The sequence below is a fragment of the Thalassospira sp. UBA848 genome (assembly GCF_002295455.1).
Classification (GTDB): Bacteria; Pseudomonadota; Alphaproteobacteria; order Rhodospirillales; family Thalassospiraceae; genus Thalassospira.
Genome location: NZ_DBGS01000003.1, coordinates 57727 through 78979 on the forward strand (window position 1 = coordinate 57727; position 21253 = coordinate 78979).

The following is a 21253-nucleotide window of genomic DNA, read 5'->3' on the forward strand; positions in this document are numbered from 1 at the left end:
GGGCAGCATCCCGCTGCCCTTATTGATTCTGGTGCTGTTTCATGGCCCTAGCCGGGATGCGTTACCCTGTCCTCAACCCGCTTCACCAGCGCAGTGCTGAGCCGTTCGCTAAAGCCAGACAGGAAGGCGAAGACCAGGACGATTGATATCTGTTGACCGGCGGCGGCGGATTGGCTGATTTCGTCAAGATCGTCGATCTTGTGCAATTCATCCAGTGGGATTGGGAGCATCCCGGCCCGCAATGCCAACAACACAAGAATGGCAAAGCAGAACCCCATGCACGGTCGGAACAGAAAATTGAAGAACACGGAAGCCGGCTCCATTTCATCCCACGGAACATCCTTGCCAAGCCGCATCATCATACTTGTCAGGGCCCCGATTGCGCCAAAGCTGCCAACCACGAACAGCAAATCATAGCTGAAACCGAACACCTTGCCGCTGCCCGCGCTGATGATGTTGTCGATCTGAACGAACAACAGCACGGCGAAAACCAGAACGATTGGTGAAAGTGCCAGTGCCAGGGCCGCAATTCGAAGGCTTTTGTTGAATGCCAGCTCTATTGGATTTTCAGGGAGAACCGCTTTGGGATTTTCTTGCTGCGCGTGCTTTAGGTCGTGAAGGTATCCTTGAACAAAACCGTCCCGCCCCTGGTTTAACGCCAGCAGCATGATAATGGCGTCGGATTGTTTACGGTCCCGGACGGCTTCGCTGTCATTGTCGTCATCTTTACGCCACCAACGCAAAAACGATCGTATGACCATCGAAGAGCGCCAGCCCTGACGGGTGGCAACGACGTATTCGATCATGCCTTCTATGTCGGCGGGGCCGAACGCGCTTTCGCCCTTACAACCGAACGGAAATCCAAGACGACGCTCCGATGGAACGGGCTTTTCTTCGATTTCTAGAGTTTCCGGCTCATCCCGGGCATCTGAACAGTCCACGTCGATGATATGACGCCTGCGCGGCACAAGACCAATGACCGGACAATGTGTTGGTTCGTAGCCATAGGGATGATGCGGGTAACTCATGATGCCATCTTCGCGTTATCGGGACAGAACGGCGCTGTTCTTCAAGACGGTTGGGATGTGGTGTTGTGAAAATTTCAGGTCACTACAACATCATGTGATCTTGTTTGCCCCACTTCCGGTGCAATTGACTTGAAATCTGCCCCCTTGCACCGCTATGTGTGTGCCACGTTATCAAATCCACTCTGGCAAGGAGTTCGCACACGTGAATACGGTCAAGCCTGTTCATATTATTGGCGCCGGTCTGGCAGGCAGCGAAGCCGCCTGGCAATTGGCAGAAGCCGGTGTGCCTGTCATCATCCACGAAATGCGACCAACGCGTCCGACCGACGCACATCATACGGACAAGTGTGCTGAACTGGTCTGCTCGAACTCGTTCCGTTCAGATGACAAGGAATACAATGCCGTCGGCCTGATTCATGATGAAATGCGCCGTGCTGGATCGATCATCATGCGCTGTGCTGATCAGCACAAGGTGCCTGCCGGTGGTGCACTTGCTGTAGACCGCGAGGGTTTTTCCGAAGCGGTAACAACCGCACTTGAAAACCATCCATTGATTACGATGGAACGCGGCGAAATTGATGGCCTGCCGCCCGAAGAATGGGAACAGACCATCATCGCAACTGGTCCGTTAACGTCCGGGGCCCTGGCAGACGCCATTCGCAAGGCAACTGGCGAAGAAAGCCTTGCCTTTTTTGATGCGATTGCGCCGATTGTCTACAAGGACAGCATCGATTTTGACAAGGCGTGGTTCCAGTCGCGCTATGACAAGGGCGATGGCAAGGACTACATCAACTGCCCAATGTATGAAGATGAATATAACCGCTTCATCGATGCCCTGATCGAAGGTGAAAAGACCGAGTTCAAGGAATGGGAAAAAGACACACCGTATTTCGACGGTTGCCTTCCGATTGAGGTCATGGCCGAACGCGGGCGTGAAACACTGCGTCATGGTCCAATGAAGCCTGTTGGTCTGACCAACCCGCATAATCCGACCCAAAAGCCACGCGCGATTGTTCAACTGCGTCAGGATAACGCACTGGGCACGCTCTATAATATGGTGGGTTTTCAGACCAAGCTTAAATATGGGGCACAGGTTGAAGTCTTCCGCACCATTCCCGGCCTGGAGAACGCGGAGTTCGCCCGTCTGGGGGGAATTCATCGCAATACTTTCCTGAATTCTCCGCGCCTTCTGGATGGAACTTTGCGTCTGAAATCGCGTCCGGATCTGCGTTTTGCCGGTCAGATTACGGGGTGCGAAGGCTATGTTGAAAGTGCGGCTGTCGGGCTGATGGTCGGTCGGTTCACCGCGGCGGAAAAAGCAGGCAAAAGCATCCCGACCCCGCCGCTTGCCACAGCCATGGGGGCCCTGCTGAACCACATTACCGGTGGCGCGGATGAAAGCACGTTCCAGCCAATGAATGTGAATTTTGGTCTGTTTCCCGACCTTGAGCTAACAAAACGGGTCAAGGGTCGTGACCGCAAAAAGCTCTATACTGATCGGGCCATTCCGCTATTTGACGAATGGCTTGGCGCCGTATCAGCCGCCTGAAGAATTAAAAGCCGCATCCTGTTCGATGCGGCTTTTTCGTTGGATCGTGAAAGACTGTATCAGTATGGGGAAGATTGGCGGGTCAATTTACCCGTGACATCGCGGATCTGTTCGCCATCGCGGAAGCGGCGAAACACCAGATCTAGGTTCCCCTCCTCATCAAGGGTGCGCTTGTAGACCTGCATCTCATACCCGCCTTCATCGTTGATATAGAGGGCGTGGATGGTCAGTGTCTTGTCGACGATCCTTGCCCAGAAGAACGGTTCACCCTTGAGCGGATCATTGGGAATACGTTTCCCGAACAGGCCTGAGCGCATGGCGCTGCCATAGATATCGGCGCGTTCGGTTGCATAAAACTCAACATCCAGTGATACAGTTTTTTCCCGACCATCCGCCTTGTGAATGACAGTCGACCAATCGACGACAAAGCCGCGGTCAGTTTTTTCGATTACAACATCAAGGTCACGTGCCTGAAGTTCATTTTCGGCATGTTCAATTGTCGTACCATGATACGACCCGACAAAGGGATCTATGCTGGCGGCCTGAGCCATGGAAATGGAAGCAAGACACAGCCATAGGGCAGCAATCAGGGTCAGATTACCAAACCAACGCATCCGGGAGTGTGAGATCGAAGTTGACATGTCGGTCCTCATCGCAGGGTTGCCCCTTGTGTCGTGCCCAATTTCAAAGCGTTATCAACGCTACCATGGACAGTTCAACACTGTCCTGACCTTTATCACCTCTTTAAGAGATACTTTTGTGATGATCACGGGGCAAGTGACATCCCATCAATATCTCTTGAGCATCCCATTCAGCGTCAAACGCAGGCTGGCCGGCCGGGCCAAACCAAATTCTGCAGAAAACGGATCGTAATTCGCCTTGGCCAGTTTCCGAAGATAACCATCTGCCAGAACGACCGGCAATGCAGCAGCATGGGCCTGCTTCGGCAAGGCCCGTCGATGTTTGCGGGCCTCATTGATCCGATCACGTGCGAGCAATGCCAACTCGCTGATGAAGTCGCGAATTTCCTGTTTTTTGCGAAATTCGAAGACATCGCCCTGCGCCACTTCATGATGATCCATTCGATCCTTGGGCAGGTAAAGGCGTTTCGAACGACCATGGAATACAATGGCGCGCATGATGCCAACCAATCCATAGGCATTACCGGCAAGACGTGCAGCTTGGCTTGCATCGTCGTCCTTTGCCCCCAGAAGCTTTGCCGCCAGAACACTGACTTGGCCGGATGTTTGATCGATGTAACGATCAAGTTCCTGCTGGGTGGCAGGTTGGCGATCTTCCAGATCAAATTCGCGGGCTGCAATAATCGCTTCAAGCTCCGGGACGTCAAGTTGGCCGTCTTTAACCAATTCGGCAAGGGGCTCGACAACCTCGTGTTTGCGCACCTGTCCTTCGCCCAGTTCAGTCAGGGTGTCACGCCACCATTGCAGGCGAATATGCCCCAGCATAACCTCGCTGACCATTTCACGGGTCTTGGAGACTTCCTGATTAAAGGCATAGAGCGTGAACAGTGATTCACGTTTCTCCGGTGCGGCAAAAAGCGTGCACAGGAAACGATCCCGGTCATGGCGCCTGACATAGTCTGCGCAATGAGAAAGTTTGGGCGTATCGGTCATTTATCCTATCCGATCTTACGTTCCGCACGTTGATCGTCATTTGGGCTATTGCTGAATTCCGGCATGCTTTCGACATATAGCGATTGTGACGGGAAGGCGAAAGCCGCCCCCTCTTCCTCGACAATGCGCTTGAAAGCGATGATGTGACGATTTCGGATGTCACGCCAGGTCACCCAATCCGTGGTTTTGGTGAAATAATAAAGATCAATATTGATCGAACTTGCACCAAAGTCCGAAAAATGAACCATCTGGGCCACGTCGGTCTGCGCAACATCTTCGTCGTTTTTCAGAAAATCACGCAGCTTGTCGACGATGGCTTCCATCTGCTTGGCGGTTGTTCTGTATTCAAGACCAATCACCATCTTGATCCGGCGATGTGTCATGCGCGACCAGTTGATCACCGGTGAATCCACGATCTGGGCATTGGGCATCGTCACCAAGGCCTTGGCAAAGGTGCGTACTTTGGTGGCGCGCAGGCCAACGACCTCTACCGTCCCTTCAAAATGCGGCGTTTCGATCCAGTCACCGCGCTTATACAGATTGTCGGCAAAGATCGTCAGACCGCCAAAGATATTGGCAACTGAATCCTTTGCTGCCAAGGCGACAGCCATCCCGGCAAGACCAAGACCACCGAGAAACGCCGAAACATCAATGCCCCAGTTTTCCAGAATGATAACGCCGCCGATAACGACGATGAGCGTTTTCACACCACGGATAAAGAATTGCCTGAGATCATCGCCAAGCCCGGCACCAAACCGGCCGACCAGCCGATTGAGCGAAACCCCCAGCGGTTCGACTGCCCGAAACAGCGCCCAAAAGACGCAGAAACCAGCCGCGATTGAAATAGCCTCAACAGCAAACGCATCAATTTCTTCGGGGAGTGTCAGTACCTCGGTCGCGAAATATACCCCAAACAGCATGAACAGCGCTTGGAGCGGCAAGGCAAACGCGTCGAGCACATTGGCCATCATGCTTTCCGAGCGCTGCTGTGCGATGCGGCGCAATATACCAAGCGCGCCGCGCACCAGAACACGTTTGAAGATGAAGAACACAACCAGCACCAAAAGCGCACCGATCAGTCTTCCGACCTCTCCGCCGCCAAGCATGTCGACCCAAGAATTCATTTGGCCGATGACCTCTTCATTGAGGTTGTCCAGTTCGGTGGTGATTTCATCCATGGCTTGTAAGCTATTCTGATGTTAAGGTTATTACGACTTCTGACATGACACGACTGTGTAGCACATCGTTCTCTGGCCTTTGTATAACAACTAAATTGGCTCAGGCATATGGCATCATTTGCGTCGGGAAGCATACATGTTATCGGTGGCGGCCTTGGTGGGTCAGCACTTGCAACCTGTATGGCAGAAGACGGCTTTGAGGTTACGCTTTATGACGAGGCGGAACCATTCGAAAGCCGCTGGACGCGCGGTATGCACACTGCGGCCGAGAGCCAAAATGCTGCCGAGCCAGAAGTATTCTATGACCCGCAAGGGCTGGTTGAAGGTTTCTTCGCGCAATACCCGGAAATTCCGAGAAAGCTGATCCGACCTGCCCATTGCGTAATGGGTTTGAAACGTGGACGGCGCAAACATGCCATCGTTTCACTTGATCAGGGTCTCTCACGATCATTGATATCTCGGCGTATCGGCCTGGCAGCAAGGGCCTATACGGCCCTTACTCTTTTTCAACAGCGCTATGCCAGCGAGGAAAGCCGTGTCGAGAGCACACTGGGATCTAGCACCTTTGATTCAGATGACAAAGCGCACCAGCCAGGTACATATCACCGAGATGCACTGACAGTGTTGGCTGAGGTGCTGTTCTCAATGCCAGCGCACAAATGCTCGAAAGCATTGCTGGCCCGTGTTCTGGTTCCCACGCTGCGCGAGATGCTGCGACGTCATCATGAACCGGTTTTTTCTGCTGTTGATCCAATCATTCTCAATGACATCGCCTTGCCTGCCCTGCGCGAGCGATTCATTGCAGCCGGCGGCAAGATCAAAGCGCGGACGAAACTTGGCGACATTGACAGCACATCGGATTACGCCACCGATCTATTGTTTGAGGATGATAGTCAGGTGGTTCTGAAACCCGATGATGCAGTCGTACTTGCGCTGCACCCCGGGCCGTTATGTGATGCGGTGCCAGACATCGGCATTACACCGGCCCCGGCCCGTCGTCTGAGCATGGCATTTGAGATACGCAAACCGTTTGTTGAACCGCGCGCTCTTCTTGCCGGCGACGATATTGTGCGCGCCATTTACTGCACCCGTCGGCACCTTCAAGTTAGTCTGAATAGTTCTTTGCCATTAACAGCTATCCAGAACGCCAATCAATTCGCACAACTTGTTTGGCAACGCTGTGAGTGGCTCTGTGATCAGTATCTTAATCTTGATCTGCAAGCGCGCATTGACACCAGTGATAATGCGGAACACCCCAAGCATCTTTTTATAAATGCAGAAGCCCCGTTTCCAGAAATGACACCAGGAATGGCTGCGGCCAGACAGCACCTGCGCGCCCCCTGGAAAAACCTGTTCCTGTGTGGTGACGCCTTTCCGGTCGATCAGGCACCGGGCCCTGCGGCCCTGTTTTCAAGCGTATCGGATGTGCGCCATCAGCTTGAAAGGTTCTTCGCATAGCATTCAGCTGAAGGGTCTAAACAGCGATCATTGCTGCGGCAACACGACGTGCTTCTGACACCAGAACGTTATAGGTTCGACACGCGGCACCGGTATCCATCGGTTCGATTACAATGCCGTGCGGTCTTAACGCCTGACGCCACTCAATTGGTACAGGTGTTAGACGTGTCCCCATGCCAAGCAACAGGATTTCGATTTCATCGGCCTTTTCTATCACCCGGGAAAAAGAGTCCGGCGTGATGTCGTCTTTTTTCGTAACGTTCCATGAATAGACGGCTTCAGGAAACAGCAGAATTGATCCCGTAACCGTCTCTTCGCCAAATCGAAAAATGCCATCGCCATAGCTGGTGACTATTTTACTGCCTTCGGCGACCAAGGTGCTTACTTCAAGAGACATGCGGGCCCCATTTGCGGTTGTTCGATTAATTTGAATTGGACTTAGTCTGGATTTCACGGAGTGTCGAGGTGCTCTTCAGTAATTTTTCTGCGCCAAAGAATGAACAACCCGGACAAAACGACGATACCGCAACCGACAATCATCAACAGGTCGGGCTCCTCGCCAAACAGGATCATGCCCAGTGCAATACCAAACAACAAGCGGGTGTACCTAAATGGCGTAACTGCGGAAACATCACCAATGCGCATCGCTTTCATTAAGGCAGCGTAGGCAAAAGCCCCCATCAGGATTGCGCCAACGAAATACAAAACGCTTTGCGTATTCATCCACGTAAACGCTTTTCCATCCCAGAATGAAAACATGATGCCAGCCAGTATAATGGCCACAAAACCATAGAAACCAAGGATGGACGTACTTAGTGATACAGGCGCTGCACGGCTGGCAAGATCACGCCCGGCAAAGCCAATCGTGCCAATAACAGCAAGCAGGGATAACGCAGAAAAGCTGTCAGCAGTCGGTCGCAAAATAATCAAAACGCCAATCAATCCGACGATGATTGCCGTCCATCTTCTCCAACCCACCTTTTCGCCAAACAGGAGTGCTGCTCCAAGAACGACAATAATCGGCGTCGCCTGAAGAATTGCGGTCGTCGATGAAAGCGGCGTTAATGCCAATGCGAGGACATAAAACAACCGGCCAATAACTTCAAAAACGATCCGTATGCCCATCGCGCGCGACAGCACGTCAGGATTAAGCAAGTGCTGTTTGTTGATCCGCGCGACAACTGCAAACAGGAGCGCCCCACCGACCCCGAACACAACCAGGACCTGACCAACGGCATGGGTTTCCGAGACAGCCTTGACAAAAGCATCCTCAAAAGAGAACGCCACCATCGCGGCCATCATCCAGATGCTTCCGATCAGATTTGCGCGATGTTCGGGAGGCGATGCGATATGGGGTGTCATCCGTTTCCGCCAGTTCTTGATGGACTTTTTATCGGCTCTCTAGGCACGGAAACCAAAGACCGCAAACGATCAAATCCCGTAAAGAAATGGCCGGGTTTGTTTTCTCACAAACCCGGCCATAGTGTAAATGTCTATCAATCCAATCCGGCAGATCAGGCGCCAGCTTCCTGACCTTCTTCTGCCTCGGGGATCTTGCGTTTCAGGCGCAGCACAACCAGAAGCGGCGAAGCGACACAGATCGAAGAATATGTCCCGATCACGATGCCAAAGATCAAAGCCATGGTGAAACCACGAATGGCTTCCCCACCGAACACAAACAGCGCAATCAGGGCCAGCAAAGTGGTCAATGACGTCATGGTCGTACGGGCCAGCGTCGAGTTGATCGACAGATCAAGAAGATCGGGGATTTCCATCTTGCGGAATTTGCGCAGATATTCACGGATCCGGTCAAACACCACCACGGTATCGTTGATCGAGTAACCTGCGACAGTCAGAACCGCAGCCAGGGTCGCCAAATCAAACTGAATGCCTGTAACGACAAAGAAACCCACGGTAATCAGCACATCATGGAGCAACGCTGCCACCGATGCGATGGCAAACTGCCATTCGAACCGCACCCAGATATAGACCATGATCAGGAATAGCGAGATCACGACCGAATAGAAACCGGCCTCCTTAAGCTCACCACCGACTTTGGGGCCGACAAGTTCGCTCCGGCGGATAGTCACATCATCACCAAGCGCCTCGGTAACCGCAGCAAGGGCTGCCATCTGGGCTTCTTCTTCTCCGTCCTGGCGTTGCAACTGGATCAGAACGTCGTCTGGTTCGCCGAATTCCTGAATGGAAACATCACCAAGGCCAAGGCTGCCAAGATTATCACGCAGCGCATTGATATCGGCCGGACCATCAGTCTTGATTTCAACCAGAATACCGCCACGGAAATCGATGCCAAAGTTAAGACCCTTGGTAAAGAACATCCCAACGGATGCCAGCACCATTACCAAAGACACGATATAGAAAATCTTCCGGAATTTAAGGAACGGGACGTTCACGTCATCCGGGATAAGATGTAAAGGTTTCATATCTTCCCTGTTCCCTTCCTTAAATAACCAGCTCGGTCGGACGACTGCGCTTGACCCATGTCGCAATTAGCAACCGAGTCAGCCAGATCGCCGAGAACATCGACGTGATAATCCCGATGGCCAGCGTCACAGCAAAGCCCTTGATCGGACCTGACCCGAAGCTAAACAGCACAAGCGCTGCAATCAGGGTCGTAATGTTGGCATCAAGAATGGTCGACATCGCGCTGCGATAACCTGCATCGATGGCATTGATGATTGACCTGCCATTTCGCCGTTCCTCGCGGATACGTTCAAAGATCAGAACATTGGCATCAACCGCCATACCGACCGTCAGAACGATCCCGGCAATCCCCGGCAAGGTCAGCGTCGCCTGAAGAACCGACATCACTGCCAGAACAAGGATAAGGTTCATCATCAGGGCGATGTCCGCATAAACGCCAAACCGACCGTAACTGATGATCATAAAGGCGATTACGAAAACAAGCCCGAGAACTGCTGCGAATTCACCTGCCTCGACTGAATCCTGGCCAAGGCCAGGACCGACCGAGCGTTCTTCGAGAATCTGCATAGGCGCAGGCAAAGCACCTGCACGGAGAAGAAGCGAAAGATCGTTGGCTTCTTGAACGCTGAACTGACCGGTAATGATACCGTTGCCACCAAGAATTGGTTCGTTGATGCGCGGTGCGGAAATCACTTCACCATCCAGAACGATGGCAAGGCCACGGCCTGCATTTTTGCTTGTTACATCACCAAACCGCGCGCCACCGGCCGCGTCAAAGCGGAAGGACACTACCGGGCGACCGTCGCTAAAGGTCGGCTGCGAATCAACAAGGTTGTCGCCCGACACCACGATACGACGATCAATCAGATATTCACGGATGCCGGCAGCCTGATCGCTGGCATCAGCAGCCGGCAAGATCATCGTTCCCGGCGGAAGACCCGTTGCACGGGCCTCGGCCGCGGTTTTCTCGTTATTCACCAGATGGAAGTTCATCTTTGCGGTACGGCCAAGAATGGCCCGCAGGCGCGTCGGATCATCAAGACCCGGTACCTGAACAACAATGCGGTTTTCGCCCTGACGCTGGATTGATGGTTCTGTCGTGCCCAACTCATCAACACGGCGACGGACCACTTCCAATGACTGCGCAATCGCGCGGTCTATCAGTTCACGGTAAGCAATTTCGTTATAGGTAACGGTGATGTTGTTACCTTCGCCGCCCAGCTCTGTATTCGGCTCCGCTGTTCGCGCGATTTCGCGGGCTTTTTCCACGTCTTCGGGGCTCAGAACGGTGATTTCTGCACCGTTGGCGCTCGATTCACGTGGGCGGTTGCGGATTCTTTCCTTACGCAGTTCTGTGCGGATTGCATCCGCAAGAGCATCATAGCGTTCGCGCAGGACCGTATCGGTGTCGACTTCAAGCAACATGTGCGAGCCGCCACGAAGGTCAAGGCCGAGATTGATCTGCTTGCCCGGCAAATAGCTGGACTCAGTCGGGAACGTTCCCGACGGCAGGAAGTTCGGCGCAGCATAAATTACGCCCAATGCACACACCAGAAGGACCAGTGCTGCTTTCAATTTGGTAAAATAAAGCATGTTTTTGTGACCGGATCTGTCTGGGTCAACCTTGGTCTGGTTCCAAGGTTCTTGGAACAACGGGTATTTGGTACCGCTTCAGGCCACCGGCAAAATGCAAGAAGGCGGAGCCGTGTGCCCCGCCTCGCTTGATACGAAGAGATCAGTCTTTTTTGGGCTCTTCTTCTTTTTCTTCTTTGTCTTCTTTAGCGTCGCTTTTGGCCGGTTCGGTTTTCGACAGAACCGTGGAAACCATACCGCGCGCTACTTTGACTTTGACGCCATCAGCGATCTCGACCGAAAGTTCATCATCGCCAACGACCTTGGCAACGGTACCGATCAGGCCACCAGCGGTAACAATCTTGTCGCCGCGACGGATCGCCTCGAGCATTGCTTTATGTTCTTTCTGCTTTTTCTGCTGAGGACGAATAAGCAGGAAATAGAAAACAACAAAAATCAGGATCAGCGGCGCAAACTGCATCAGCGCACCTGCGCCATCTCCACCACCAGCGGCCTGAGCGTAAGCCGTCGAAATAAACATTAGGAACTCCTAATTCCTCAGAACAAAAAATATCAACTGCCGGAATATAACGGGGTGTTGCGCCAAAGCAAGGGAGAACCGGTTTTAAAGCGGTAAAATCAACACTTGTGTGCGTTTGTTCACCTTGCGTTGCACGAAAGTCATTATAACAAACACTTCCATTGGCTTGCTGATGTGCTAGCTTTCCGGCCAACAAAAAGTGTCACCAGAAAAAGAAACACCCAAGAGGCCCCGATGACCAGCGATTTCGACACACTTTTACCCGCGCTCGAACGCATTGCCAATGCGCTGGAACGCATGGCACCACCAGCTCGCTCCAAGAACGACCTGAGTGCCGCGGATGCTTTTGTCTGGCAGGCCCAGACCAGCTACCTGCAGCCGGTGCGCAACGTGAATCGCGTCGATATCAGCCTGCTTCAGGGTATCGGGCAGCAAAAAGAAATTCTGTACAACAACACTAAGCGCTTTGCAGACGGCCTTCCGGCCAATAACGCCCTGCTTTGGGGGGCACGCGGTACCGGCAAAAGCTCTATCGTCAAGGCGATGCACGCCATGATCAATGCAGAAAGTCCGGCATCACTGGCACTGGTGGAAATACACCGCGAAGATATTCCGACCCTTCCCGATCTGCTGCATATCCTGCAGGAAAGCGGTCGTCGTACTGTTCTGTTCTGTGACGATCTGTCATTTGATATGCACGATGAAAGCTACAAGTCTCTTAAGGCTGTACTGGATGGTGGTATCGAAGGCCGCCCGAAAAACGTGATTTTCTATGCCACGTCAAATCGCCGACATCTGATGGCGCGCGACATGATTGAAAATGAACGTTCGACGGCAATCAACCCGTCCGAAGCGGTCGAGGAAAAAGTCTCCCTTTCGGATCGGTTTGGTCTGTGGCTCGGCTTCCACAATATATCCCAAGACGTTTATTTCGAGATCATTGATGGTTATGCCAAGGAATTCAAACTCGACATGCCAACCGAAGAGCTGCACGCACGCGCCAAGGAATGGACAGTGACGCGCGGCAGTCGTTCTGGTCGCGTCGCGTGGCAGTTTATTCAAGAGATCGCGGGCGAACTCGGCAAGTCGATCGACTAGCCCAAAACTGCTTGCAGGAAACGTTGATGGCACCCGGGCAATGTCCGGGTGTTTTTATTATCGCGAGACCATCACGCTTGGCAGATATTTAATCGGATCGGAAGACTTGCGCCCTTTGCGGACTTCAAAGTGAAGTTGCGGGAAAGTAACCGCCCCCGTCGTACCGACTGTGGAGATTTTCTGGCCGCGTTTTACAACGTCCCCCCTCGCAACCAGGGGGCTTTCCGTGTGCGCATATGCGGTCACGAAGTTATCGGCATGTTTGATCAGGATCAGGTTGCCAAAACCACGCAATTCGTTGCCGACATAAGTCACAACACCGTTTTCCGCTGCAAGGATGGGTGTGCCACGATTGGCCTGAATGTTGATGCCGTCATTAAACAGTCCGCCGGTGCTCGCCCCGTACTTCAGGACCACCTTGCCCTGTACCGGCCAGATGAACCCTTTTCGGGCGGATGGCTCGGCCAAGGCAACGTTCTGGCGAACGTTACTGCCCTGCCCGGCGACCGGTGTCGACCTGCTATCAGACACCCAACTGCGCGCAGACGCCATTTTGCGTTCGGCAGCGGCAGCAAAATCTTGTGGTTTCAGGCCTGGCGTCGGGATGCTTCCGCCGTTGCGCGGCGAAACCCGTGCAAGCGTCGTCGTTGGCCTTGTGGTTCGAGCTGGCGCGCTTGTTGAGTTCGTCGGCACGCTTACCACCTGACGTTTGCCGCCAATCGTGACAGTTTTGGTCGGTGCTGTGGTTCTCGATGCGATAGCCGTATCTGGCGGCATGCTGTCATAGTTCGGGGTCCACGGCGGCAACACAAGGCGCTGCCCCGGATAGATCACATAAGGCTTGCGAAGATCATTACGGTGGGTGAACTCGACGAAGTCCATGTGATAGCGCACGGCGAGTTCGGAAACTGTATCCCCCGGCGCAACAGTGATGACGCGTTCGCCGTTTTTAAGTTTTGGCATGCTGTAGGGGCTATAACTCGCCCCATCGCCATAAACCACCGGCACCGGAACGGAATTGAGCAAACAGCCGCCAAGCGCCGCACTTGCCGCGCAGACAAGCAGCAGGCGTTTACCGTGATCAACAGCGCGTTTGACACAATTTTCCACCATGGTTCCGATTGTCTCCGATCAGCGGTTAACAATCGGTAAGCATGCAGACACTTTGAGTCGGAATTTTTAGGGCCGAGAAGTCATCAGAATTCTTCGGTGCCGGGAAGCATCGGCACGAAACGGACCGGCATCAGTTCGGTCACATCGACGCCACTTGGCGTACGCAGAACACGTAGCAGCAATTGCGTGTGCGACACCTCACCAACGGGCACGACCATAATGCCGCCCACGGCAAGCTGATCAACAAGCACCGGCGGAACATCCTGTGCTGCAGCGGTCACGATAATACGGTCAAAAGGCGCCTGCGCCTTCCAGCCAAGTCCACCATCAGCATGCAGGGTGGAAATGGTATGCAGGCCCAGTTCACGAAACTTTTCTTCGGCTTCGCGCAACAGGGGCTTGTGACGTTCAAGGGTGTAAACCCGGCGCGCCAGCTTGGCCAGAATGGCCGCCTGATAGCCCGACCCGGTTCCGACTTCCAGCACCTTCATTCGGTCATTAAGCTCAAGCGCCTGCGTCATCAACGCAACGATATAGGGCTGTGAAATCGTCTGTCCCTTACTGATCGGCAAGGCGACATTTTCCCATGCGCGGGTCACGAAGGGGTCAGCAACAAAGGATTCACGCGGGATTTCAGCAAGTGCGGCCAGAACCTCTTCGTCGTGAATGCCATCTTCACGAAGAGTTTGCAGCAGATTAGCAATGGCGTTTTCGCGTGTCATCACCGGCTCGTTCACGGGAATGCCTTCGTCAGTTTTTCAAATGTTTCATAATGGGTGAAATCAAGACTGATTGGTGTCACCGAAATGTTGCCCTGTTCGATGACACGCAAGTCCGCAGCTTTATCGGCTGGCAGTTCGGATTGAATGGCACCAATCCAGTAATAAGGCTCGCCACGCGGATCAAGACGTTCTGCAATATGGTCACCGATCTTGCGCTGCCCCTGCTTTGCAATTTTGACCTCTGCCCCGCCTTTGGCCTCGTGGTCAGGGAAGTTAACGTTGATCAAAACGCCTTTGGGCCATGTGGTGGTGACCAGGGTTGCAAGAACGCCCTTCAGGTACTTCTCGGCAATCTTCCAGTCGATCATCTCACCGGCAAAATACTGTGAGAACGCGACGGCCGGTACGTTCAGAAGTGTTGCCTCCATCGCCGCAGCGACCGTCCCTGAATAGGTTACGTCTTCGCCAAGGTTCCCCCCACGGTTGATCCCGGACAAGACGATGTCTGGCGGATTGTCACGCATTACCTGCTGCAAGCCGAGCAAAATACAATCGGTCGGTGTTCCGTCGACTGCAAAATGCCTTTCGTCGCGCTTATGAATGCGCAACGGACGTCGCAGGGTCAGGGAATGCCCTGCCCCGCTTTGCTCCATTGATGGTGCGATCACCCAGACATCATCCGAAAACTCGCGCGCGAGCTGTTCGAGCAGCTTGATCCCGGGCGCGTCGATGCCATCATCATTGCTGATCAGGATACGGGCGTTGGTGAGGTCAAGCATGTCTGTTTCGTCCTAGCGCGCCGAAATGACCTCGATACCGCCCATATAGGATTTGAGCGCATCCGGAACACGGATCGAACCATCAGCCTGCTGATAGTTTTCCATAACCGCAATCAGGCAACGACCAACCGCAAGACCAGACCCGTTCAGGGTATGAACAAACTGGGTCTTCTTCTCGCCCGTCGCGCGATAGCGAGCGTTCATACGACGTGCCTGGAAGTCACGGGTGTTCGAGCAAGACGAAATCTCGCGATACTTGCCCTGTCCGGGCAGCCAAACCTCGATGTCATAGGTTTTGGTCGCCGAGAAACCGATATCACCGGTGCACAGGATCACAGTGCGATACGGCAGGCCAAGGCGCTCCAGAACCGTCTCGGCACAGCGCGTCTTGCGGGTCAGTTCCTCGTCGGACTTTTCGGCTTCAACCACCGAAACCATTTCCACCTTCGAGAACTGATGTTGACGGATCATGCCGCGGGTATCACGCCCGGCCGAACCGGCCTCCGAGCGGAAGCACTGGGTTAGCGCAGTATAGCGCAACGGCAACTTGGCCTGATCAACGATCTCGTCTGCCACCTGATTGGTCAGGGTGACCTCAGAAGTCGGAATCAACCAGTAATCATTGGTCGTTTTGAACAGATCTTCTGCAAATTTTGGAAGCTGACCGGTCCCGAAAACCGCATTGTCACGCACAAGCATCGGCGTGATGGTTTCTTCGTAACCATGTTCGGTTGTGTGCAGATCGATCATGAACTGCGACAAGGCGCGTTCAAGCTTTGCCAAACCGCCACGCAGAATAACAAACCGCGAACCCGAAAGTTTGGCCGCAGTTTCAAAATCCATCAGCCCCAGTTTCTCGCCGATTTCAAAATGTTCGAGCGGTTTGAAATCAAACTCACCTGGCGTCCCCCAGCGATTGACTTCGACATTATCGTCTTCGTCTTCGCCCACCGGCACTTCCGGATCCAGCACGTTTGGGAAAGAGGACAGCAAAAGATCAAGCTTGTCATTCAGGGATGCCTGCCCGTCTTCTGCTTCTTTGATCTTGTCCTTGAGCGTGGACATCTCGGCCATCAGGTCGTCGGCGTTTTCACCGTTCTTGCGCAGCTTTCCGATTTCACCGGAAATCACCTTGCGACGGGCCAGCATTTCCTGATGTTCGGTCATCAGTTTACGCCGCTCTACGTCGATATCGATCAAACGCTGTGCGGTAACGTCCTGTTTGCGCGCAGTCATTGCTGCGTCAAAAGCCTCGGGATTTTCCCGAATCCATTTAATGTCGTGCATCTAACGGCACCCTGTCAGTCTATCTATTTGTGGCTTTATACGATGGGGTGGACACAAGGTCCACCCCGTCAAATCGGACTGTTTTAGCGAGCATTTTCAATCAACGCGCGTTGTTGAAATCATCCTCGCCATCATCATTGTTCGACGGCCCGGACAATTTCGGTGCATCGCCGTCATCATCAGAAGATCGGGTCAAAGATGACTGGCCATCATCATAGGATGCAGCCGCCTCACCTTGCGCATCGACACTTTCCTGGGCTGTTGCCACTGTTGTGCCGGTTGACGCCTGTGCTTCTTCACCGTCATCAGATTCCGCTTCATCTTCATCGTCTTCGTCATCCTCGGCGTTGGCCTTTGCGCGCTTGCGCTCAGAAACCCGCGCCATGACGATCGAAATCTCGTAAAGAATGATGATCGGGATCCCCAGACCAATCTGTGAAATCAGGTCCGGCGGTGTCAGAACCGCCGCAAAGCCAAACGCAATCACAATCGCGTATTTGCGACGTCGCGCCAAGCCATCAGCGGTCACGATTCCGGCGCGCGCCATCAAGGTCAGAAGAACCGGCAACTGGAAGCAAAGCCCAAAGGCAAAGATCAGCTTCATCACCAGCGACAAATATTCGCCCACTTTGGCTTCGAGCTGGATCGCCAGATTGGCTGCGCCACCCGCCTGTTCGAAGCTCAGGAAGAATTTCCAGGCCAGCGGCATGATCAGGTAATAGACCAGTGCACCGCCCATCAGGAACAGCACCGGGGTCGCAAACAGGAACGGCATGAAAGCCGAACGTTCGTTCTTATACAGACCCGGCGCAACAAACGCCCAGAATTGACCAAGGAATACCGGTGCTGACACAAAGCAAGCCGCAAAGAACGATACCTTGACGTAGGTGAAGAACACCTCGGTCAAAGCCGTATAGATCATGCGCCGATCCGGTCCCATGATGTCGGCAAGCGGTCGCACGAGGAACCCGTAGATATCCTCGACGAAGTAGTAGCAGACACCAAATGTAATAAACAGTGCAAGAACCGCCCAGGTCAGACGATTTCTCAGCTCGATCAGATGCTCCATGATCGGCATCTGTCTGTCATGCGATTGCATGTTCACGCCTGGTTCTCCGGCTGATCTTTTTTCTTGCTCTCATCTGCGGACTTTCCAGCCGTGGTCTTCGCCGGTTTCGCAGGGACATCCGCCTTTGCGGCGGACTTGTCTGCGGTCGGTTTTGCCTCGGTCTTTGTCTCGTCGCTTTTGGGGCTTGAGATTTTGTTCTCGAGGAAGTCGGTCGGGTTGCTGTGCGAACTGTTGACCTGCTTGCGCAGATCATCAAGCTCCGCCTCGCGGATGATGTCATCAATTCCGCTTTGGAACTCGCGCGCCATTCCGCGCACTTTTTTCCAGTAACCCGCCAATTTATACAGCAGATGCGGTAGCTCTTTGGGGCCGACGACAAAGAGTGCGACGACGGCCACAAGAGCCATTTCGGTCCAGCCGATATCAAACATATGACACGCCTATCTGAAGGAAATCCGACAGACGATCAGGATTTCACAGAATCCTTCTCATTATCCTTGCTCTCGGAAGAAACCGATGCAGAGGTCGTGTTTTCGATGGTCTTGGCCGAAGCGCTCGCATCCTGTTCTTCTTTTTCATTGATGCCCGCTTTGAAGCTCTTGATCCCTTTGCCCATGTCGCCCATGACTTTCGGCAATTTGCCAGCGCCAAAGATGATCAGGACAATCGCAAGAATCAGAACGATTTGCCAAACGCCAATACCCATAACTTAAATCTCCAAAGATCCATTCTGCCTTCCGGCGACTTGCCCGGATAATGGCAGAAAGCCCCCCACTGTGCAATGCGACGGTTGGTTAATAACCGTGCACAACAAAATGCTTGTTAAACTTGCGTCGTTGCACTCGTCAGAGCCGCTAAAACCCCGATCGCTGCAACGCATCAAGTCATAGGAAACACGAAGGTCATCTCGGGATCAAGCGTTATAGCGACAGAGGGCTGATTAATCGGCGAAAGACGCCTTGGCACCCGTGCGTGAATATGGTCGCCCGCCTCGAGTGTCAGGTGAACCAGGTTGACTTCGCCAAGAACGCGCACAGCATCCACGTTGGCCAAAACGTCATGCCCGTTCACTGCTTCGGCGATATGAAGTCCTTCTGGCCGAATCAAAACTTCGACATCGGTGCCATTTTCAATCTCGTCGGCATGTATCGCCCCAAATGGCGTCGCCACCTTGCCATTCGCAACAGTTCCGGAAAACCTGTTCACTTCGCCAAAGAATGACGCCACGAAGCGGTTTTCAGGGCGGAAATAAAGCGTTTCAGGGGTACCGTCCTGCATGATCTGCCCTTCATTCATAATGATGATCCGATCCGCCATATACATGGCTTCCTGTGGATCATGGGTCACCATGACGGTCGCAATCCCGGCATCCTTGAGCACATGCAAGGTTGTATCGCGCAAATCTGCGCGGCGCGCCACATCAAGTCCCGAAAACGGTTCATCAAGCAACATGATCCGGGGTTTCGGGGCCAAGGCCCGAGCTAGGGCGATGCGCTGTTGTTGCCCGCCTGAGAGCTCGTGGGGATAGGCATTCAGATATTCCGACATGCCGACCTGGTCGAGCGCCGCTGCAATTGCATTCGTCCGATCTGCTTCACTGAAATGACGCAGGCCAAAACCGATATTTTTCGCGACGTTTAGATGGGGGAACAAGGCATAGTCCTGAAACACCATGCCGACACCCCGCTTTTCCGGTTCTACATAGCCACCGGGTTCCGCGACGATGTGGTTGTCGACCGCAATTTCGCCGACCTGCAGCTTTTCAAGACCTGCGGCCAGTCGAAGCGCAGTGGTCTTACCGCAACCGGACGGTCCCAGAAGGCACACCAGTTCGCCGGGTGCTACATCGAAACTGATATCGCGCAACACGCGGTTCTCACCAAACAGGTGCGATACATGCGACATCTTCAAGCCGTCGGTCATCGGGTACTCTTCTTGCAACAGGGAGCGAACACTTGCAGGTGCAAATGATTTGCGAAATCTTTCGGGGAACTTAAGGTCCCTGAACGCACGATGCAAGAAGATGGATCAATTGGTTTCCTGACCCTGCGCGTCAAACGGGCCGTTTTCCGCGCCCATCCCATTGCTCTGATCAGTTTCAACCTCTTCGACCGCCCTGCCCGGCTTCTTTTCATCTGCGTCGAGCAGATTTGGATTATCCGAGTAGATCGTTTCATCCAGATCGTCGAGATTACGGGTGGTAAGTGCTTCTTCGACCACAGAATCGGTCACCTCGCCGTCATCGACCAGGTCAGGCAAGGCTTCGTCATCGGAATTCGCGCCATAGCGGCCCATGCCCGGACGACTATCAAGCAGACCGGCTGCTTTGAGGTCGGCAAGCCCCGGAAGATCATCTCGGCTCTCAAGGCCAAAATGATCAAGGAAATTATCCGTCGTAGCCCAAAGCACCGGACGCCCCGGAACGCGTTTGCGGCCGCGTGGCCGGATCCATTTGGATTCAAGCAGGATGTCGAGCGTACCCTTGGAAAGGGCTACACCACGGATTTCCTCGATCTCGGATCGGGTCACCGGTTCGTGATAGGCAATGATGGCCAAGGTTTCCAAGGTTGCTCTGGTCAGTTTTTTGGCTTTTTCGACCTCGATATGCAGGTCCCCGGCCAGATCAACAGCGGTACGGAATGCCCATTTATCGCCGATCTGCTTCAAGTTTACACCACGTGGTGCATAGGTCTCGGCAATCGCATTCATGATTGCGCCGATATCAGTGCCCTCCGGCAGGCGCGCCGCAATCACCCGTTCACTGACCGGTTCGGCAGAGGCGAACAAAACAGCCTCAACAATACGAATATGTTGAAAGTCAATCTCCGGTCCGGATTCGACGCCTTCGATTTCAAGCTGCGTTTCTTCGTTCATTGAGTGCCCCTGCCCAACTTATTTCTTAAACGTGTCTGCGTCATAGTCATAGTTGCGTGGTAAATCCCCTTCCCGCGCAGTCTGTGGAGATCGCAGCAGAATCGGCCCAAAGGTTTCTTCTTGTGAAATTTCCAGTTCGCCGTCTCGGCACATCTCAAGACTTGCGACAAAGTGCGCAGCCAAAGCCGAGCGGGCCTTGAGTGGCGTACCCAAGCCACGAGGCATGAATTCAAGCAGCTTTGTCCATGTTGGAACGACGCGCCGACCAAACAGATCGCGCAAACGCTGAATAGCATCGTCCATAGCGTAAAGATCAAACGCCTCAATCTCGAGCGTTTTACTTTCCGATGTCAGCATGATCTGCGCATAGGCCTTCAGCAAATCATACAGCGACGCGTCATAAACTGATGCTGTCGTAACACGAACTTCTTCCGGGTCGCCGCGTCCAAAGAAATCACGCCCCAAATTGGGCCGTTCCAGAAGCTTGTCGCCCGCCGCTTTCATTGCCTCAAGACGCTTGAGCTGGAAGGCAAGAAGTTCCGCCATTTCCTCGGCGCTGAGCTCTTCCTCGTCATTTTCCTGCTTGGGCAGCAACAGGCGCGACTTCAGATAGGCAAGCCAAGCGGCCATCACCAAATAGTCAGCTGCAAGTTCAAGGCGCAAACCCTGTGCCGTGCTAATAAATTCGAGATATTGTTCCGCAAGATCAAGGATGGAGATCTTGATGATGTCGACCTTTTGGTCGCGTGCCAGTTCAAGCAGGACATCCAATGGCCCCTCGAAACCGTCCAGATCAAGAATCAGGCGTTCGGCAAGGCTCGGCCCATCGTCGACCGGTTTCTTGTCGAACACATCATCTGGAATTTCGAATTCGAACTGGTCTGCCATTTATCCCCGATCATCCCC

The 21253-nt window shown here is 53.5% G+C and carries 22 protein-coding genes; 3 read left to right on the forward strand and 19 right to left on the reverse strand.

Features of this window, described 5'->3' with window-relative positions; all coding sequences use genetic code 11:
- Window positions 1–47 precede the first annotated feature (47 nt).
- Entirely contained in the window at window positions 48–968 is a 921-nt protein-coding gene (locus tag B2R48_RS00455) for a hypothetical protein (RefSeq protein ID WP_296996453.1), read from the reverse strand.
- Between the two features lie 262 nt (window positions 969–1230).
- On the opposite strand from B2R48_RS00455, the gene trmFO reads away from it, so the two are divergent.
- Window positions 1231–2577, forward strand: a complete 1347-nt coding sequence (gene trmFO / locus B2R48_RS00460) for a methylenetetrahydrofolate--tRNA-(uracil(54)-C(5))-methyltransferase (FADH(2)-oxidizing) TrmFO (protein WP_062955262.1) — start codon at window positions 1231–1233, stop codon at window positions 2575–2577.
- A 59-nt stretch (window positions 2578–2636) separates the two neighbouring features.
- Here trmFO and B2R48_RS00465 read toward each other — a convergent pair whose 3' ends face one another.
- From B2R48_RS00465 to B2R48_RS00475, 3 genes are all read right to left on the reverse strand, one after another.
- Window positions 2637–3218, reverse strand: a complete 582-nt coding sequence (locus tag B2R48_RS00465) for a hypothetical protein (RefSeq protein WP_232310579.1) — start codon at window positions 3216–3218, stop codon at window positions 2637–2639.
- A 147-nt stretch (window positions 3219–3365) separates the two neighbouring features.
- Entirely contained in the window at window positions 3366–4211 is an 846-nt protein-coding gene (locus B2R48_RS00470) for a phytoene/squalene synthase family protein (RefSeq protein WP_296996461.1), read from the reverse strand.
- A gap of 5 nt (window positions 4212–4216) precedes the next feature.
- On the reverse strand, window positions 4217–5389 hold the full coding sequence (locus B2R48_RS00475; RefSeq protein ID WP_296996464.1) for a mechanosensitive ion channel family protein: 1173 nt from the start codon (window positions 5387–5389) through the stop codon (window positions 4217–4219).
- A 108-nt stretch (window positions 5390–5497) separates the two neighbouring features.
- On the opposite strand from B2R48_RS00475, the gene B2R48_RS00480 reads away from it, so the two are divergent.
- Complete coding sequence (locus tag B2R48_RS00480) at window positions 5498–6847, forward strand: NAD(P)-binding protein (RefSeq protein ID WP_296996467.1); 1350 nt, start codon at window positions 5498–5500, stop codon at window positions 6845–6847.
- 16 nt (window positions 6848–6863) lie between these two features.
- Here the strand turns inward: B2R48_RS00480 and B2R48_RS00485 are convergent, their stop codons facing one another.
- From B2R48_RS00485 to yajC, 5 genes are all read right to left on the reverse strand, one after another.
- The gene (locus tag B2R48_RS00485) at window positions 6864–7244 is read right to left on the reverse strand and encodes an Mth938-like domain-containing protein (RefSeq protein WP_296996469.1); all 381 of its coding nucleotides are present in this window, start codon (window positions 7242–7244) and stop codon (window positions 6864–6866) included.
- A gap of 53 nt (window positions 7245–7297) precedes the next feature.
- Window positions 7298–8209: a DMT family transporter gene (locus tag B2R48_RS00490; RefSeq protein ID WP_296996472.1), complete on the reverse strand. Its 912-nt coding sequence runs from the start codon at window positions 8207–8209 to the stop codon at window positions 7298–7300.
- A 152-nt stretch (window positions 8210–8361) separates the two neighbouring features.
- Complete coding sequence (gene secF, locus B2R48_RS00495; protein WP_062954919.1) at window positions 8362–9291, reverse strand: protein translocase subunit SecF; 930 nt, start codon at window positions 9289–9291, stop codon at window positions 8362–8364.
- A 19-nt stretch (window positions 9292–9310) separates the two neighbouring features.
- Window positions 9311–10885, reverse strand: coding sequence for a protein translocase subunit SecD (secD, locus tag B2R48_RS00500; protein ID WP_296996478.1), 1575 nt, complete (start codon window positions 10883–10885; stop codon window positions 9311–9313).
- A gap of 142 nt (window positions 10886–11027) precedes the next feature.
- Window positions 11028–11405 carry a preprotein translocase subunit YajC gene (gene yajC / locus B2R48_RS00505; protein ID WP_062954920.1) on the reverse strand — a complete coding sequence of 126 codons (378 nt, stop codon included), beginning with the start codon at window positions 11403–11405 and terminating at the stop codon, window positions 11028–11030.
- A 234-nt stretch (window positions 11406–11639) separates the two neighbouring features.
- On the opposite strand from yajC, the gene B2R48_RS00510 reads away from it, so the two are divergent.
- Complete coding sequence (locus B2R48_RS00510) at window positions 11640–12503, forward strand: ATP-binding protein (RefSeq protein ID WP_296996483.1); 864 nt, start codon at window positions 11640–11642, stop codon at window positions 12501–12503.
- Between the two features lie 57 nt (window positions 12504–12560).
- Here the strand turns inward: B2R48_RS00510 and B2R48_RS00515 are convergent, their stop codons facing one another.
- The 10 genes from B2R48_RS00515 to B2R48_RS00560 form a co-directional block, all read right to left on the reverse strand.
- The gene (locus B2R48_RS00515; RefSeq protein ID WP_296996486.1) at window positions 12561–13616 is read right to left on the reverse strand and encodes a peptidoglycan DD-metalloendopeptidase family protein; all 1056 of its coding nucleotides are present in this window, start codon (window positions 13614–13616) and stop codon (window positions 12561–12563) included.
- A gap of 83 nt (window positions 13617–13699) precedes the next feature.
- Entirely contained in the window at window positions 13700–14338 is a 639-nt protein-coding gene (locus B2R48_RS00520; protein WP_181838576.1) for a protein-L-isoaspartate(D-aspartate) O-methyltransferase, read from the reverse strand.
- A gap of 11 nt (window positions 14339–14349) precedes the next feature.
- Complete coding sequence (gene surE, locus B2R48_RS00525; protein ID WP_296996492.1) at window positions 14350–15117, reverse strand: 5'/3'-nucleotidase SurE; 768 nt, start codon at window positions 15115–15117, stop codon at window positions 14350–14352.
- A 12-nt stretch (window positions 15118–15129) separates the two neighbouring features.
- A complete protein-coding gene (gene serS / locus B2R48_RS00530) occupies window positions 15130–16404 on the reverse strand; it encodes a serine--tRNA ligase (RefSeq protein WP_296996494.1) in 1275 nt (424 codons plus the stop codon).
- 100 nt (window positions 16405–16504) lie between these two features.
- Window positions 16505–17503, reverse strand: coding sequence for a twin-arginine translocase subunit TatC (gene tatC, locus B2R48_RS00535; protein WP_309471158.1), 999 nt, complete (start codon window positions 17501–17503; stop codon window positions 16505–16507).
- 2 nt (window positions 17504–17505) lie between these two features.
- Entirely contained in the window at window positions 17506–17904 is a 399-nt protein-coding gene (gene tatB, locus B2R48_RS00540; protein WP_296996496.1) for a Sec-independent protein translocase protein TatB, read from the reverse strand.
- A gap of 35 nt (window positions 17905–17939) precedes the next feature.
- Window positions 17940–18179, reverse strand: a complete 240-nt coding sequence (tatA, locus tag B2R48_RS00545) for a twin-arginine translocase TatA/TatE family subunit (RefSeq protein WP_062954927.1) — start codon at window positions 18177–18179, stop codon at window positions 17940–17942.
- A 173-nt stretch (window positions 18180–18352) separates the two neighbouring features.
- A complete protein-coding gene (locus tag B2R48_RS00550) occupies window positions 18353–19396 on the reverse strand; it encodes an ABC transporter ATP-binding protein (RefSeq protein WP_296996499.1) in 1044 nt (347 codons plus the stop codon).
- A 105-nt stretch (window positions 19397–19501) separates the two neighbouring features.
- Window positions 19502–20347, reverse strand: coding sequence for an SMC-Scp complex subunit ScpB (scpB, locus tag B2R48_RS00555; protein WP_296996501.1), 846 nt, complete (start codon window positions 20345–20347; stop codon window positions 19502–19504).
- An 18-nt stretch (window positions 20348–20365) separates the two neighbouring features.
- Window positions 20366–21235 (reverse strand): segregation and condensation protein A, encoded by an 870-nt coding sequence (locus B2R48_RS00560; RefSeq protein ID WP_062954929.1) that lies wholly within the window; start codon window positions 21233–21235, stop codon window positions 20366–20368.
- Window positions 21236–21253 lie beyond the last annotated feature (18 nt).